Raw genomic sequence first — 16,028 nt, forward strand, 5'->3', positions numbered from 1 at the left:
GTCACCTCTCGTCGCGGCGGGAGCGGGGCTTCGGGAGCAGGGACGTCACCGACCAGCGGGGCTTGCCCAGCGCCTCGTGCAGCTCCAGAGAGGCATCCTGAACCGAGCGCAGGGACTCCTCCGGCGTCGCGGCAGGAGCCGAGGGGTCCGGGGCGGGTATGCTGGTGACCCGCATCCAGCGCTCGTCCCACAGCGCCTCCATCGCGGCGTTCCACCGCGATCGCACGCCTTCGGCGACCCGCTCCTCCTGCTGCTCGGCCTCGGCAATGCGTTCCCGCCCGGCCACGACCTCGTCCTCGAGTTGCTCGGCGCGCTTGCGTTCCAGTTCGTGCATGCGCTCGACCGCGTCGGTGGCCGTCGCGGTGATCTCCTTGTAGCGTTCGACCGCGCCGGGCGGCCTGCCGGAGGGGTCCTCACTCATCGGTTTCCTTCCGGATCTCCTGCTCGATCGAGGGCCCACCGCCGGAACCACCCTCGGCGCAGCCGTGCGGCGGCGAGACCTCGGGAAGTGTTTCGGGGTCGAACGGCAGCACGACCTCGGGTCGCGAGTGGATCGATCGATCGAAGAACAGGCCCCTGCGGGCACGTGGTGACCAGTTCACGGGCTGGCCGGCCGCGAAGGGAGAGAGCTCCTGGCCGTGGACGTCGAAGGCGATCCATGCGCCGATATCGTCCACCGGGCCCATGCCGAGGGTGTTCTTCAGACGTTGCGTGCTGCGCCACCATCCGACGGTGTGAATCCCGGACTCCGGGCCCTGCTTGAGAATCCTGCGCAACTGCTCCTGACCGCTCACGCGCGTCTCCGGACTCCTGCGTTCCAGCAGCGTCTGCGCCGCATCCGCCGCGTAGAGCAGCAGGCAGTGCGGCACCGGAGGTGCTGCCTCGAAGGTGGTTTCGGCACGCTCGTCGACGAGTTCGGCCAGACCGTTCAGCGCAGATCCCAGGTCTCCCGGACCGAGCAGATCCACCTCGTGTCCCGCGTCCCGTAGTGCTGCGGTCAGCGCGCGTACCTGCTCGTCGCAATCCTCCAGCAGGCCGGCCACGGTGAATGTGATCCGGCCCGCGGAGTGCCGGCGTGCCAGGGAAAGTGCCGCGGCGCCCAGGACACCGGTCGCATCCTGCTGCGTCGAGCCGAGCACGGCGATGTTGCGTCCCGGTGCGCGGGTGAGTCGCACCGATGCCGCCGTCCCCGCCACGTCGATCACCTGCCCCAGCAGGACCTGTGGCGCGGTGCCCGGAACCTCCCGCAGTCGCCGGAATTCGTCGAGCGTGTCCAGCGCGGGAAGATTCGAACCGTCGAACAGGCGTGGCGGCGGCAGGCGCTCGGTGCCCTGCTCGCGCAGATGCCGTTGCCACAGGCACTGCTGCAGCCCGTCCAGACCGCCGGCATCCGGAATCCGCGCGACCTCGTTGCCGTGCTTGGCCCCGGACTCGTGGTTGATGACCGCATGCCGCCGGGGGAGTTCGAGTGCGGTCGTGTTGGTCTCGGTGAGCATCCGCCGCGCCTTGGGCAGCGCGACACGCAGGATGAACTGCTCGAAGATCGCGGGCTTGCCCCAGAACGCTTCGATACCGGAGATGTCCTGGCTGGCCAGTACCAGATGGATGCCCTGTGAGCGGCCGCGCCGCGCGACGTCCTCCAGAAGCGCGGCGGCCTGTGTCGAGACCACGTCCCGCTCGGCGAACAGGTACTGGAACTCGTCGATCACCGCCACGATCCGGGGCCACCGTCCCTGCGGGTCCTCGGCTCGCAGTTCCTCCAGCTTGGTGACCTCGTGGGCCTTCGCCGCGTCGGCCCGGCGCCGCATCTCCGCGGACAGGAACCGCAGCAGGGCCAGGCCGAATTCGCGATCGGTGTTCACATTGATCCCCACGAGCCGGGCGTGCGGCAACCAGCTCGGATCGCGGCGGCCCGGCGTGAACTGCGCGAAGGAGACTCCCTCCTTGAAGTCCATCAGGTACAGCTCGAGTTCGTCGGGGCTGTAGCGCGCGGTCAGACTGCCCAGCATGCCGTACAGGAAATTCGTCTTCCCCGACCCGCTGGGGCCGCCGATCAGCGTGTGCGGACTCGCGTCCCCCAGCGTGATCCGGACCTGTTCACCCTCGTGGAAACCGACGGGAGCCTGCAGGCCGGTGGTGGAGTGGTGCGCCCAGAGCTGCTCGGGCAGCAGGTCGTCGAAGGTGTGCACGCGGGAGCGCCGGGCGAGGAACTCGTCGGCGATGGCCGAGCACGCCCTGGTCGTTCTCTCCCGGGGGAACGCCTCGTCGGGGCGGACCACCGCGTAGGGGCCGGTCATGCTGGTGCGAGCGTGATCCGGGGTGGACAGCGTGATCGACTCGACCGCGCTGTTCACCGTCATCGGCAGGTCGACGACGACGAGCTGTACACCGCAGGCCAGGCCGTTGCGGGCGATGCGCTGCAGTTGCTGCTGCTGCTCGTCCTTGAGCGGGTGCCCGTCTCCGAAGAGCACCGCGATCCGCCATGGTTCACCGCGGTGGCCGGTCTCCTCGGCCAGCGAGCGCAGTGAGGTGTACCCGCCGAGCAGGGAACCGGTGTGGATGCGGCGGATGTGCTCGGACAGCTCCTCGAGCATCTCCTCCAGCCGCGTCGGGTCGTGCGCGGTGAGCAGTCCGGCCCGCGTGAGCGGGTACAGCCCCGGAAGGGTCCCGGTCAGGCGGGCGACATCCCAGACGTGGATGCGCACCAAGCCCGGTTGGTAGTGGCTCAGCACACGCAACAGCAGGTTCTGCACCAGCAGCTCGGCGGCGTCCCGGGTGGCCGTTGCTCGAGCACCGGAACTTCCCGCGGATGTGATGCGCAGGTGGGACTCGTCGAGGAGGGGCACGGCCGCCGGGAAGGGTTGCGGATCCGGCGAGTCCGGTACCACAGCGGTGCCGAGACGCCACAGTGGCGGCGTGGAACCGGCGGCTTCGGACGAACCGGTCCGGCCCAGCCAGTCCTGCCACGGCAGCGAGGCGGTGCCGGGCGCCGCCGAGGCGACCAGCTCGGTGAGTTGCGCGGGGCCGTGCGACCACTGTGCATAGACCTCCGCGCGTTCGCGCAGAGCCTCGTCCAGCGCCTCCTGGAAAGCGGGAGCGTCCGGTTCCCCGACCGCTGACGGATCACGCTCCACCGTCGACACGCCCAGTTGGGCGATCCGCAGTGCGCACTCCTGCCGTGCGTGTTCGGCCCGAACACGCGCACTTTCGTTCGCGGCCGCGCCGAGGGCCGTGGCGACGCCGGCGCTCAGGTGTTCGAAGGCTGTTTCGATGGCACTGCGGCGCTCGTTGCGTCTACGCACACCTCACCCCGGTACACGTTGCTACTGACCGTGATCAAAATAGCACTTTGCTCGTCCAGCGAGCGTGGACTTCGCGTCTTGGACAACCGGACCGCACCTCGCGCGTTCACAGCCGCGCGGCGAAGTCGCGGAGCGCTTCGGCGACGTGGTCGACCGCCGTGAGCGTGTGCTCGATCCGATCCTGCGCATGGGGGAGCCCCGGTGGAACCACGGTCTCCGGATGATCGGGATCGATGCGGGTCAGCGCCACCTCGGCTTCCCGCAGTACGCGCTGCGCATGCGCCAGATGTCGTTGTCCCCGGTCGAGGTGGTCCTCGACGGTCCGCAAAGCCTGCAGGAGTTCTTCCAGGGCCGACACCGCGTTACAGCCGTCCCGCGTAGCCCTCGGCGGACGAGATGACCGCGTTGAGCGTGCCCTGGGCCCCGCTGATGTTCTGCGTGACCTCGGCGAGCATCCCGTAAGCGTGCTGAATCTCCTCCTGGCTGCTGCCCTGCGTGGCTGCGGCCAGCGCCTGCTGCGCCTCTTCCAGAGCCAGGGTGGCCTGCTGCAGCGCGGCGATGCCATCCGAAGCCTTCTGGGTCGCCAGGGAAATCCCTGCGCGAACCTCTTCCACGCCTGTCATCTGTACGGGGCCCTCCAGGATGCGGACGAAACACAAGGCGCCACCCGCCGAAAGCAGGTGCTGTATCGGTCCACAAGTTAGCGTCCGGTGCCCGAGTCCGCGCAGGCAGGTCGGTGCTCGCTGTCGTGCTGCGTGCACTCCGCGTAACGAAACTTCGGCCCGTTCGGCTACGCCGAGTGCTCGAAACTGCCCACGGCGGCGGCGAACTGCGCTGTGGAGTGCGGGGAAATCTCCGCCACGGCCTCCGGCCGGAAGGCGAAGAGCTCGATCGCCGCGATCCCGGACGGGGAAGCGGAGGCGGTCGACCAGTGGGCCACGGTGTTCGCCGTCGAGTGCATGGCGGGCATCGACCAGCCCTGGCCGCCGAGTTCGGACGCCGCCCACGACACGAGCTCGGGGCCGTCGGCGGTGAAAGGTCCCAGATCCAGCACCACGCGCACCGCGGGAGGCCGTTCGGCACTGCCTGCGACGGTGACGGCGCGCGAGACTCGGCTCGCCAGCGCCCTGGCGGGCCACTCCGCACCGGAGTGCCGCTCGGTCAGAACATCGACCACCATGCCCAGGCGAGTACGTGGCCTGCCACTCTCGTCGACATCGTCGAGCGGGGGGTCGGCGGTTGTCTCCGGAGCGGGTTCGTCGGGGTCGCCGAGCTCCTCGGGATCGGCCGACTCCTCCGGGCGAGTGGACTCCTGCGGAACCGCCGGCAGCAACGAGTCGCCCTGCCACGCTTCCACCAGCAGGCGCTCGCCCCCGTCGACCAGCTCACCCACCAGTTCGGGATCGTCCACCACGGTCCAGGCGGTCGGCGGCTCGCACGACACCCGTGCGTTGCTGTAGGCGGGGCCGAGTTCACGCATGAAGGCGCGTACGGAGCGGGACAGCGCCGCAGCACTCGCCGAGTTCCCGGACTCGCCGCCGTTGCGCAGCAGAGTGACCGACCAGCAGCCCGGCTCCTCGTCGGAGCAGTCTCCGGACTCCACGATCCGACCGCCGACACGCCGGACCAGTTTCCGGCATGCCTCGCGTGCGTCGCGGTCGTCCTCGGCGGCGAGCACGATCGTGATCAGTAATTCGAGTTCGGTTTCCTCACCCATGACGGGGAGCATTCTCGCCCATGTCCCGCGGGTGGGCGAGGCCTCGTCGGCAGTGCGGCGGTGATGCGTGCCGTGGTTGCCGTTCACGCGGATGTTCGTGGGCGCACCTCGCCGCCCCGGGCGGCGAGGTGCCGGTACCACCACGGCGTTCGGGGACGTTCAGTCACCGGGATCCTTGCGGTGTCTGCCCTCCCGGCTCCGGCCGGCTGCCGGGACCACGAGTCGTTCCTCGGAATCGATCTCCGATCGGTGGTGCCGGCCGGTCGGTACCGGTGCCGCCCTCTCGGTCCGCCGTTGCTCGCCGCCTTCGCCGGAGTCGAGGTGCCGTGGCCGGTCGGCCACCGGGTGCGGTGTCGACGCCGAGAGCGAACGGAAGCCGTAATACCTGTAGAGGTCCCGGCCCTCCTGCTCGGACAGGTGGCCGTGCTCGGCATCGACGCGGGGAGCGTCCTCGACCTGCTTGCGCGATACGTCGAGCTGGACCCGCTGCTCCTGGGACGAGGCGCCCGCCAGCGGCACGAAGTGCTCCTTCATGCCGAACAGTCCGGTACGGACCGTGATCCACTCCGGCTGATGGGTGGTGTCGTCCAGGTAGACGGTGCCGACCCGGCCGATTCTGGCGCCGTCGCGGTCGTAGACGTCGTTGCCGATCAGTTCCTGTGCCCGTGTGGCGTCGTCCATGTGGCTCGCCTCGATCGTGTCCGTGGGGAGGGCGCCGCGACGAGTTCCGGCGCAGTGACGCTGCGCTGCAGACGCTGCATGCGGATCTCGCCACCCGCAACCGGACATGCGCCGCAATTCACGCCTTCGGGTGAGTGGGGTGTGCGCCGAGGTCGTCAGGGCGGCGCAAAAGTTCGCAGATGCCTGCTGCAGGCATCTGCGAACGGTCCTCGAACACTCAGGAGCCCCTGTCCCTGCGGTGCCGTCCGCCTTCGTCGTCGACGTCGAACTGTTCCCGCTGTACCTCGTCGGAGACGGTCTGCTCCTCGGTCACCTCGTCCTTGTCCAGTTTCACGCGCTCGACGGGCACGGATTCCTTGCCGACCACCGGCTGCTCCGAGTGCAGGACGACCTCCTGCTCCTGTTCGCCGATTTCGGCGTCCGAGGACATCCGCTGCTGTTCGGACTCGTTGATCGGTTCCCGCTCGACACGCACCTCCTCGCGGCTGACGGGTACCGTCACCGACTCCTGCTCGGTCGTGACGTACTTGCGCAGGCGTACGCGACCCGACTCGACATTCTGCTTGCCGACACGGAGGTGCTCCTCGGAGCGAGTCATCGACTGCGGCTCCGTGCTGCGGGTCTCCGTCTCCTGTCCGGCGGTTTCGGTCCGTCGTGTGGACATCTCCTCACCGCGCTGCTGCCCGCCGGCGGCTCCCGGCTGCATGTGGTAGTACTCGTAGAGTTCCCGGCCCTCCTGCTCGGACAGGTGGCCCTGCTCCGCCTCGATCCGGGGAGCTTGGCTGACCTGGTCCTTCGAGACCTCGACGTTGACCCCCGAGTCCGTTGCGGTGGCCCCGGCCAGTGGCACGAAGCTCTCCTTGGTGCCGAACATGCCGGTCTTCACGGTCACCCATTCCGGCTGGCGCGTGTCATCGTCCAGATACACGTTGCCGATACGGCCGACCTTGCTGCCGTCAGGGGAATAGACATCGCTGCCGATCAGGTCTTGTGCGTTTCGGACATCCTTCATGAATATCGCCTCCATCACGTCGGCTGGAAGGCTGCTCTATTCGGGTTACCCATCGGATTCCGTCGTATGCGCGCCGGATTCAATGAAAAGCGGTGACATCCAGGGAACCGCCTGCGCAGACCGGCCCGAGGGCCCAGGGCGTGGCCAGCGGGTCCCTCTCGTCCGGCGGGATGACTTCGAGTTCGGCGGGCTCGGGACCGCACGGACCGTCGACCGGTTCGTTCCCGGCGGGCACCACACCCCAGTGCAAGGTGGCCACCGCCGACTCGCCCGGCGCCAGTCGCACCGGCTCGGGGTCCGTATCCGGCATCCGGCTCACGTCGGTGGGCAGTGGCCGCCCGTCCGAACCGACCAGCAGCAGTCCCGGGTAGCCGTGGACGGTGCAGGTACGGGCGCTGCTGTTGCGCAGGACCAGCTCGGCGTAGCGCTGCCCCGCTGCCGGATTTTCGCGCCGGAGGTTTCCCGCCAGCATCGAGGTGTGGCAGCGCTCGGTCACCGGTGGCTGCTGTGCCGCCCCGGCGGGCACGAGCCCGCTGTTGGCGTGTGGTGAGGGTGTTCGCGTGGGCGGGGGTGACAGGGGCGGTGAAGAGGGCGTTCCCGCCACGCTGCCCTCCCGCGTCCCGGGCATCGAGGTGCCCGGCGGTGTGGGCACGGTTCGCGCCGAGGGAACGGGGTTGTTCGCCTGTTGTGCCCGGGGTGCCTGCTGGGTCTGTTGCCCGCAGCCTGCCAGCAGTGCGCCGACCACGAGCACGGCCGAAGCCCGTATTGCCACCCGCATGGCGGTGTCCAGTGTGCCTGCGACCACGATGGCCACCTCCGCTTCCCACGAAGAGGGTGGGATCGCTCCCGGCGAATCCTCTCGCCGGTGAAGACGTGTGGCGGGATATCCGGTTGCACGCCGCCGGGTACGTCTGCCGCCCGCTTCACATTTCCCCCGGCCGGGGGGTCGGTATGGCCCCGACGGTGGTCTGCTCCCGCCGCCGACTTCGCTACGTTGAGCATGTACGTGCCTGCACAGGCTCTCTATCGACCTACCCGTGAGGTTTGCGATGGCCACTCGAATTCCCGGTATCGATGTGGCGCGTTACCAGGGTGAACCCGATTGGCCCGCAGTGCGCGATGCGGGATACCGGTTCGCCTACATCAAAGCCACGGAGGGCATCGGCCACGTCAGTCCCACGCTGGATCTCCAGCTCGCCGGTGCTCGGCGGGCGGGGATGGCCACGGGCCTGTATCACTTCGCGCGGCCGGACACGAACGCCCCGCTGCAGGAGGCCGCGGATTTCGCCGCGCAGCTGGCCCGGCTCGACTCCGGTGCACCGGGCAATCTGCCGCCATGCCTGGACATCGAGACGGACGGCGCCGAACTCGCGAGCTGGGTGCGGGAATTCATCGACGCCCTCCGCGGGCACACGGGCCGTCACGAGGTGACGGTTTATGCGTCCGCCTCCTGGTTCGACGGCAAGCTCGGCACGGAGAACTGGGTCGACTCCGGGGTGTTCCTGTGGGTGGCCCACTACGGCCGTACGCCGGGGCAGCCCGGGTACCTCACGGAGCACGTGAAGCTGCATCAGTATGCGTCGGAGGGCCGGGTCCCCGGCATCGCGGGCCACACGGACCTGAATGTGTCGCTCGTCGAGCTGTCGCTGCTCACCGGAGGGATGGTTCCGCCCGCCCCACCTCCTCCGCCGCCGGACGGGACCTACGTTGTTCAGCCCGGTGACACGCTCTCGGGGATCGGGGCACGCCTGGGTGTGGACTGGCGGACGGTGGCCGATGTGAACGGGATCTTCGATCCCGACTTGATCTACGTGGGGCAGGTTCTGTCGATCCCCCGCTGAGATCGGCAGCCGGCTGCCTGCCCGAGGTGATCACTCCGGGAGAACGCACCACCGCGTGGCACGCGACTGTGGTGAAACACTCGACCGGTTCGGAAAATATGTGAAATCGGTGTGAGGTTCCACGGGTGCCGTTGTGAGCGCGATTCGCGCGAGAAAAGTTGATCTTCGTGTGCATTCGCGTCGCCATGAACTGCGACTTCGGTGACGCGCGGTGGTATCGCGAGGCCGCGCTCCGAAGGTTGCGGGCTTTCCTGTCGGGACGGTGACGCATTCCCCGCCCATCTCTCCGTTGCGATTGTTCTAGAGTCGTATTCGTGTACGGGGTCTCGGTGTCGCCACGGCGATGTGGCAGCGTCGGATCCGGGAGTGTGTGCTCTGCCCGGATCGGGAGGTGCTCGCGGAGTCCCCGAGGTTCGAAAGGAGGTGGGCCCGGTGGGGTACGGGCACGGAAACCTCAGGGAAATGGGGGGTGTGGCCCCGGATGTGGGGCGAGAGCAGGATGCACGAGATTGGTGATGTGGACGGACAGCGACACCGGCTCGCGCCGGTAGCGGACTCCGGAATGAGCGACACCGGCTCCTGCCCCGACCGGTGCGGCCCGGCCTTTCCCGGTGAGGATCCATGAATCATCCGCTGTGCTCACCGAGTGAACGTCCGCGCTGCGGGCAGCCGAAGAGCGGCCCGGCCGTGGTGAGATCCCCGATTCGCCCACCGGGGTGTGATTCGCCATGACCCTGCTCGCGGTGGCTCTTGCGGCGCTGGCCGCATGCGGGTGCGCCGTCGGCGCGCGAATGCAGCACGGTGCCGTGCACACCACCACCGAAGGCCGGGGTTTCGGCATCCGGTCCCAGTTACGACTCGTCCGTACTCCCCGATGGCTCCTGGGCCTGGGATGCCTGATGGGCGGAGCACTGCTGCACGCGGTGGCACTCGGGTTGGCTCCGCTGAGCGTGGTGCAGCCGATCGGTGTGCTGGCACTGCCCATCACGGTGTTGCTCAACGTGCGCGAGCAGGGCTTGCACGTCCGCGATATCCACCGCTCGGCCGTGTTCGCCGTGGTGGCGAGCACGGGAGGTGTGGCGGCCTTCGTCCTCCTCGCCGCCGGAAGTGCGACGGCAACCCCAGTCTCGGATGAGGCCGCGAGCACAGCCATCCGGCTCGTTGCCGGGATGGTTCTGATACTGGGCGGTATCGCTGTACTGAACAGGGGAAACGTCCGTTGTGTGGCCTATGCCGCCGGGTGTGCGGTCTGCTACGGGCTGGTCTCCCTGCTGATGCGCGCGGTTTCGCAGCAGGTCACGGTCTGGGAACTCGCGGAAATCAGCCTGCTTCCGCCCGTCGGTCTCGTCACGGCGCTGCTGGTCGGGGGCTGGCTGCTGCAGCACAGCTATGCCAGTGGGCCGCCGGATCTGGTGGTGGCATGCCTGACCGTGATCGATCCGCTGGTGGCGGTGGGGCTCGGTATCGGGCTGCTGGGGGAGGCGGACAACGTCGGCATGTGGACAGCGACCGGTGAAGCCGTGTGCGCGATGGTCGCCTGTGCCGGGGTGTTCGTACTCGCGCGGTATCACCCCGAGCAGCAACAGCGCCCTCCGGATCTCGCTGTGGCCGGTGGCCGTGGACTCGCCGGACCGGCTTCGATGGATCGTTCCTGACAGGAGTGTCACTTGATTTCGCAACCGCTCGACAGGCGGCCGCTCCGGATCGTGATCGGGGCGGTGACCTACCCGCCCGACGTCAACGGTGCGGCGAACTTCGGCCACCGGCTGGCCACGGGATTGGCCCGCCGGGGTCATGACGTGCACGTGATCTGCCACTCGACCGACCGCTGTTCCGGCACGACGGTCGAAGAAGGGGTGACGGTGCACCGGGTCGGCTCGTACGCGACGCCCGTGCATCCCACGATCCGCGTCTGCACGCCCTGGCGCGCCTCCACCGCCGCCAAGCGCCTGCTGGACGAGATCCGGCCCGATGTGGTGCACGTACAGTCGCACTTCTTCATCGGGCGGGGCATCATCAACGCGGCCCGGCGACGTGGCAACGGGTTGGTGGCGACCAACCACTTCATGCCGGAGAACATCTTCGGCTACATCCGGGTGCCCCGGATGCTGCAGACCGCCGCGTCCCGGCTGCTGTGGCGCAACCTGGTCAAGCACTACAGCAAGGCACAGGTGGTGACCGCGCCGACACCACGCGCGGTGCAGCTGCTGCGGGACAACGGTTTCGCCAACACGGCGATGCCGGTCTCCTGCGGTATCGACGTCGACCGGTACCGGCGGCGGGCCGCGGCCTTCCGCAGCAGCAACCCCGACCCGGAGACCCGCACGGTGCTGTTCGTCGGCCGACTCGACGAGGAAAAGCACATCGAGGACCTGCTCCGGGCCATGTCGCTGCTGCACACGCACGTGCCGACGCGGCTGGAAATCGTGGGGGACGGCAGCAAGCGGGAGCACTACGAGCAGCTCGCCGCCGACCTCGGAATCGCCGAGCGGGTGCGTTTCACCGGGTTCGTCGACGACGAGGAACTGCTCGACGCCTACGCCCGTGCCGACTTGTTCTGCATGCCGAGCGTGGCCGAACTGCAGAGCCTGGCCACCATGGAGGCGATGTCGGCCGGTACACCGGTGGTGCTCGCCAACGCCATGGCCCTGCCGCACCTGGTGCGGCAGGGACGGAACGGTTGGCTCCACCCGCCCCGGGACGTGCAGTCCCTCGCCACCGCGATCGACAGGATCATCAGTGATCGCTCCGTCATCGACCGGATGGGGGCCGCCAGCCAGGAACTGGTCTCCCAGCACGACATCGACGCGATCCTGGAGCGCTTCGAGCAGCTCTACGGGCACGCGATCGATGCCGGAGAGCAAGCGCCGGAACCGGCCGAGGTCCACACCGGACTCGCGAGCTGAGCCGCTGTCGTGAGCAGCGTGAATGGGGAAACCGGTCCGGTCGAGCACACGGTACGGCTCGGCGGCAGCGACCTGCACTACTGGGTGTACGGCGCGGCCACCACCGTGCGGCGTTCCGACGCCAGGGCTCCCGTCGTCATGATCCACGGCCTGCGTGGAACCCACCATGGCCTGGAACTCATCGCCGAGCACTTCCCCGAACGCACCGTCGTGATCCCGGACCTGCCCGGCTTCGGTGACTCCGGCCCGATGCGACAACGGCAGCACGATGTCGAGGGCTATGCCCAGCTCGTGACCGAGCTGGTGGAGCACCTCGGTGGGCGCGATCGTCCGGTGCTGCTGCTGGGCCATTCGTTCGGGTCTCTCGTCGCCGCTCGTGCCGCCCGGCTGGCTCCCGAGCCGGTGTGGCGGCTCGTCCTGGTCAATCCGATCTCGACGCCGGCATTGCGCGGGCCGCGGGTCGTGCTCTCCCGCCTGACCTCGGTGTACTACCGGCTGGGCAAGGCCCTGCCTCCGCGGGTCGGCCGGGCGCTGTTGTCGAACAGAGGGATCGTGCTCGCGGCGAGCGCGGCCATGGTGCGCAGTCGGGACAAGCGAGTGCGCCGGTTCGTGCACGGCAGCCACCTGCGTTACTTCAGCCGCTTCCACAGCCCGGCTCTGCTGTCCGAAACCTACGAGGCGTCGGTGACGCACACCGTGGCCGAGTACGCCGCGGGGCTGGACACGCCCACGTTGCTGATCGCCGGGGCGGAGGACGACATCGCACCGGTGCACGGCCAGCGCCGGCTGGCGGCCGAGCTGACCGATGCCGAGCTGACCGTGATCCCCGATGTCGGTCACCTGGTGCACTACGAGACCCCGGTGGCCGCCTCCCGGGCGATTCAGCGGTTTCTCGACGCCCGAGAGGAGGAGGAAGCGCGGCAGTGAAGGGGACCGCCGTGGACGGAGAACCGATGAGCGTGTTCGTCGACGCGCGATGGACACGAACCGATGCCTACGACGGGATCAGCCGCTACGGCGCAAGCCTGATCGCCGAGCTGCATCGGCTCCACCCCGTGACGATGTTGATTCACGACCGGGCACAGCTGGCACTGCTGCCCCGTGACGTCCCGTACGTCGTGGTGAACAACCCCCTCTCGCCACGCGAGCTGTGGCTGTCGCGGACGCTGCACCGCCTCGGTGCGGATGTCGTGTTCAGCCCGTTGCAGGTCATCGGTGGTTTCCGGCGCCGCTATCGGCTGATCCTGACGCTGCACGACCTGATCTACTACCGGCATCCGCAGCCTCCCGGTTTCCTGCCGTTGCCGGTCCGGCTCGCCTGGCGCCTGTACCACCGGGCTTTCTGGCCGCAACGGGTGCTGCTCAACCGTGCCGATGCGGTCGTCACGGTCAGCGAGACCACCAGAAACCTCATCGCCGAACACGGGCTGACCCGGCGTCCCGTCGCCGTGGTGGCCAATGCTCCCTCGGCCGGAACCTCGCAGACCGACGCCGCCGGCGAGCGGGATGCCGCAGCCGGGCCGGTCCGGGCGGATGATTCACGTGGCGCTCGGCGTGATCTGGTGTACATGGGATCGTTCATGCCGTACAAGAACGTCGAGACGTTGCTGGCGGGGATGGCGGCACTTCCCGGGTACCGCTTGCACCTGCTCAGCCGGATCGACCCGGCGCGGGAGGCCGAACTGGCCGGCTCTGTTCCCGCAGGCGCCGACGTGGTGTTCTGGCGTGGCATCGGCGACGACGACTACCGTGACCTGCTCGCGGGTGCGGCGGCACTGGTCACCGCATCCAGGGACGAGGGATTCGGCCTTCCCGTCATCGAGGCGATGAACGCGCAAACCCCCGTGGTGTGCAGTGATCTGGCCATCTTCCGGGAGGTCACCGGGGGTCATGCCGAGTTCTTCGCCCCGGATTCCGCCGAGGGGTTCGCAGCGGCGGTACGGCGGTTGGAAGAGCCGGAACACCGGGCCCGCCTGGTCTCCTCGGCGCGGGAGCAAGCGGCCGGATTCACCTGGGCGGCCTCGGCCGGACGGCTGCTGGAGTTGATGCGGTCCGTGGTGCACTCCTGAGGAGAGTGCGCGGATGGGCGTGCGTGGCCGAGAGCGGCTGACGCCGCTTGCCTCCACGACCGCAAACAGCCAGTCGGTCGAGCACAGTGCGTGCGGTCGGCAAATGCATCGAAGGCCCGGTTGTTGTCGGCGCGCCCCGGCCGCATACCGTCGGTCGGCATGACCGTCGAGAGCATCGGCCCCGGCATCGAGGAAACCGGCGATGTGGCCGCGGTCGCCGCCCGACTGGCGCGTGCGACCCTGGCCGACCTCGACGCGGTCACCGACCGCCTGGTCGCCGAGATCCTCAGCGAGAACCCGGACTACTACGAGGCGGCGCTGGTGTCGGAGCCGGATCTGCGCACCTCGTGCCGCAGCAACATCGAGCGGGTGCTGCAACTGCTCGGTGAGTGCGTGACGGAGGGGGAGGATCCCTACGACGCGGCGAAGCGCACGGGCAGGCGGCGGGCCGAGCAGCGAGTGGCGCTCGATCTGGTGTTGCGCTCGTTCCGGTTGGGCGGGCGCGTGGTGTGGTCCAGCGCGCTCGACGCCGCGCGCCGCGAGAGCGATGTCGAACCCGAGATGCTGCTGGATGTGGCGACCTCCATCTGGACCGTGGTCGATGCGGTGTCGTCGTCGGTGGCGGACTCCTACCGCCGTACCGAGTTGGAGATGCTGCGTGCCGACGAGCAACGGCGCCGGGTGCTCATCGACGAGCTGCTTCGAGGTGCAGGCGAGGATCCCGCTTTCGCGGACGAAGCGCTGCGCACTCTCGGGTTGTCGACCGAAGGGGCCTATGCGGTGGTGGCCGCCGAGGACGGGCAGGGCTCCATCGGCCTGCTGGAACCGGAGGAAGCGCTCGCGTGCCACGGCCTCCACTCGGTGTGGCAGACCCGGTCCGGTGCGCTGATCGGCATCGTGGCGATCGGCGATCGTTCCGTCGAGGAAGTGGCGGCTGCCTTGGGCCGCAAGATCCGTGCCAAGGTCGGTGTCTCGCCCGCCGTGCCCCGGTGTGCGGGCATCCCCCAGGCACGGGAACTCGCGCTCGTCGCACTGCGCACGATCCCGCCCGGGGTAGTACGCACGGTGTCGCTGGACGATTACCTGCCGCAGGCGCTGCTCGCCCGGTCACCGGATCTGGCCGACCGGCTCGTCGACAGGACACTCGGTCCGGTGCTGGCGCTGCCGCAGGGGGAACGCGAGTTGCTGCTGACCACGCTCGCGACCTGGCTGGATGCGGATTGCTCGGCCAAGGCCACGGCAGGAAGGCTGTACTGCCATCGCAACACGGTCCTCAACCGCCTTTCCCGGATCGAGTCCCTGCTCGGCCCCGTGCACGGTGCCCAGCGTTGTGTGTGGCTGTCGTTGGCGTTGCAGGCACGCACGCTGCGCTCGGCGTAGTCGCCGATCGACGCGGCACACCGCCGAGCCCGCTGTGCCCGGTGCACAACGGGGTTGCCACAACGATGGGCTCGTGGCCTAGTGATCTCGAGTGTCTGCGGCTGCTAAACACTCCGTGTTTGCCATCACATCCCTTCGAGACCGATCTCGGCTCGGAAAGGAATGGAGAAAGCCGGCTATGGCACCACGTCACTGCGATCCGGGCCACCGCGATCCGAGCAGACGAGCGTTCCTGGCTCGTATCGGGCTGCTCGGTGCGGCCGTCGGTGCGGGCGGGTTGCTTCCGCGCAGTGCCCTGGCGGAGGGAGCTTTCGCCGACCCGCTCGACAGGCTCGCCGATCGGCTCTCCCCACTGCTCGACGAGCTCGGCCGCGACACCTGGAACGGGTTCTGCGCCTTCGTGATGCCCGGGCCGGACCCGTACTCGGCCGCCCAGGGAACACCGCGCGAGGAAGCCGGCGCCATGGAGGCCCGGGTTCCCGATCTCGTGATCGACTCGCTGAACAACTTCGTGCTTTTCCCACGGAAACCGGCCCGTCCCATCGCGACCGCGGTGGCGACCGGGATTTCCGATGCGGGGATCGATCTCCCGTCGGGGGCGGACGAGCTCCTGCCGAGCGAGATCGTGACGCTGGATCGTGCGCTGCAGCGGCTGATCTCCTCCGACGCCACCATTCCGCTGTCGGTGTCCGTGGCCCTGTTGCTGAATCTGGTGGCCACCCGGGTGAATCCCGCGGCCGTGCAGGGGCCGTTCCTCTCGCCGTTCGCGCGCCTGACCTTCGCCGAGAAGGCCCGCGCGATGTCGCTGGCGGCGGATGCCGATTCCGACCTGGTGCACCCGCTCGACACGAACTTCCCGGATCCGCTGAAGGACCCGGTTTCCGGGTTGCTGAAGTTCGTCGGCGGGGCGCTGCTGGAATTCGCCGCGTCCGGAGACCACTCGGAACAGGCGGTGTTCGACCGGGACGGCGAAGAGGATCTTTCGGAAGTATTCCGACGGCAACCCGTGGGTGGGCTCGCAGGAACCGGTCGTCCCGACCGAGCCGCGGATCAGCGTCCGTCTCGCGGAACTCGGATTGTGACAGAAACCACCAGTCGGTAACTTTCACTCCGACGGGTG

The 16,028-nt window shown here is 68.7% G+C and carries 15 protein-coding genes; 7 read left to right on the top strand and 8 right to left on the bottom strand.

Annotated elements, in window-relative coordinates:
* Position 1 precedes the first annotated feature (1 nt).
* From DFQ14_RS11470 to DFQ14_RS11505, 8 genes are all read right to left on the bottom strand, one after another.
* Positions 2-421 (bottom strand): hypothetical protein, encoded by a 420-nt coding sequence (locus DFQ14_RS11470; protein WP_114453223.1) that lies wholly within the window; start codon positions 419-421, stop codon positions 2-4.
* Positions 414-3,302, bottom strand: coding sequence for an FtsK/SpoIIIE domain-containing protein (locus tag DFQ14_RS11475; RefSeq protein WP_114453224.1), 2,889 nt, complete (start codon positions 3,300-3,302; stop codon positions 414-416). The genes DFQ14_RS11470 and DFQ14_RS11475 overlap by 8 nt, the downstream gene beginning before the upstream one ends.
* A gap of 106 nt (positions 3,303-3,408) precedes the next feature.
* Complete coding sequence (locus DFQ14_RS11480; protein ID WP_114453225.1) at positions 3,409-3,660, bottom strand: hypothetical protein; 252 nt, start codon at positions 3,658-3,660, stop codon at positions 3,409-3,411.
* Between the two features lie 4 nt (positions 3,661-3,664).
* Positions 3,665-3,925: a hypothetical protein gene (locus tag DFQ14_RS11485; RefSeq protein ID WP_114453319.1), complete on the bottom strand. Its 261-nt coding sequence runs from the start codon at positions 3,923-3,925 to the stop codon at positions 3,665-3,667.
* Positions 3,926-4,092: 167 nt separating this feature from the next.
* Positions 4,093-5,019 (bottom strand): hypothetical protein, encoded by a 927-nt coding sequence (locus DFQ14_RS11490; RefSeq protein ID WP_179951551.1) that lies wholly within the window; start codon positions 5,017-5,019, stop codon positions 4,093-4,095.
* 159 nt (positions 5,020-5,178) lie between these two features.
* Entirely contained in the window at positions 5,179-5,700 is a 522-nt protein-coding gene (locus DFQ14_RS11495; protein ID WP_114453226.1) for a PRC-barrel domain-containing protein, read from the bottom strand.
* A gap of 217 nt (positions 5,701-5,917) precedes the next feature.
* Positions 5,918-6,712, bottom strand: coding sequence for a DUF2382 domain-containing protein (locus DFQ14_RS11500; RefSeq protein WP_114453227.1), 795 nt, complete (start codon positions 6,710-6,712; stop codon positions 5,918-5,920).
* A 79-nt stretch (positions 6,713-6,791) separates the two neighbouring features.
* On the bottom strand, positions 6,792-7,517 hold the full coding sequence (locus DFQ14_RS11505) for a DUF4232 domain-containing protein (protein ID WP_246195798.1): 726 nt from the start codon (positions 7,515-7,517) through the stop codon (positions 6,792-6,794).
* 244 nt (positions 7,518-7,761) lie between these two features.
* Between DFQ14_RS11505 and DFQ14_RS11510 the strand changes: the two genes are divergently transcribed.
* From DFQ14_RS11510 to DFQ14_RS11540, 7 genes are all read left to right on the top strand, one after another.
* Positions 7,762-8,553, top strand: coding sequence for a GH25 family lysozyme (locus DFQ14_RS11510; RefSeq protein WP_114453228.1), 792 nt, complete (start codon positions 7,762-7,764; stop codon positions 8,551-8,553).
* A 728-nt stretch (positions 8,554-9,281) separates the two neighbouring features.
* The gene (locus tag DFQ14_RS11515) at positions 9,282-10,208 is read left to right on the top strand and encodes a hypothetical protein (RefSeq protein WP_114453229.1); all 927 of its coding nucleotides are present in this window, start codon (positions 9,282-9,284) and stop codon (positions 10,206-10,208) included.
* Between the two features lie 12 nt (positions 10,209-10,220).
* Positions 10,221-11,459 carry a glycosyltransferase gene (locus DFQ14_RS11520; RefSeq protein ID WP_114453230.1) on the top strand — a complete coding sequence of 413 codons (1,239 nt, stop codon included), beginning with the start codon at positions 10,221-10,223 and terminating at the stop codon, positions 11,457-11,459.
* A 9-nt stretch (positions 11,460-11,468) separates the two neighbouring features.
* Positions 11,469-12,386, top strand: a complete 918-nt coding sequence (locus tag DFQ14_RS11525) for an alpha/beta fold hydrolase (protein ID WP_246195797.1) — start codon at positions 11,469-11,471, stop codon at positions 12,384-12,386.
* Positions 12,387-12,412: 26 nt separating this feature from the next.
* The gene (locus DFQ14_RS11530) at positions 12,413-13,528 is read left to right on the top strand and encodes a glycosyltransferase family 4 protein (protein ID WP_114453322.1); all 1,116 of its coding nucleotides are present in this window, start codon (positions 12,413-12,415) and stop codon (positions 13,526-13,528) included.
* A gap of 159 nt (positions 13,529-13,687) precedes the next feature.
* Positions 13,688-14,908: a PucR family transcriptional regulator gene (locus DFQ14_RS11535; protein WP_114453323.1), complete on the top strand. Its 1,221-nt coding sequence runs from the start codon at positions 13,688-13,690 to the stop codon at positions 14,906-14,908.
* A gap of 178 nt (positions 14,909-15,086) precedes the next feature.
* Positions 15,087-16,010, top strand: coding sequence for a hypothetical protein (locus DFQ14_RS11540; protein WP_114453231.1), 924 nt, complete (start codon positions 15,087-15,089; stop codon positions 16,008-16,010).
* The last annotated feature ends 18 nt before the right edge of the window (positions 16,011-16,028 follow it).

This window comes from Halopolyspora algeriensis (assembly GCF_003337235.1).
Classification (GTDB): domain Bacteria; phylum Actinomycetota; class Actinomycetes; order Mycobacteriales; family Pseudonocardiaceae; genus Haloactinomyces; species Haloactinomyces algeriensis.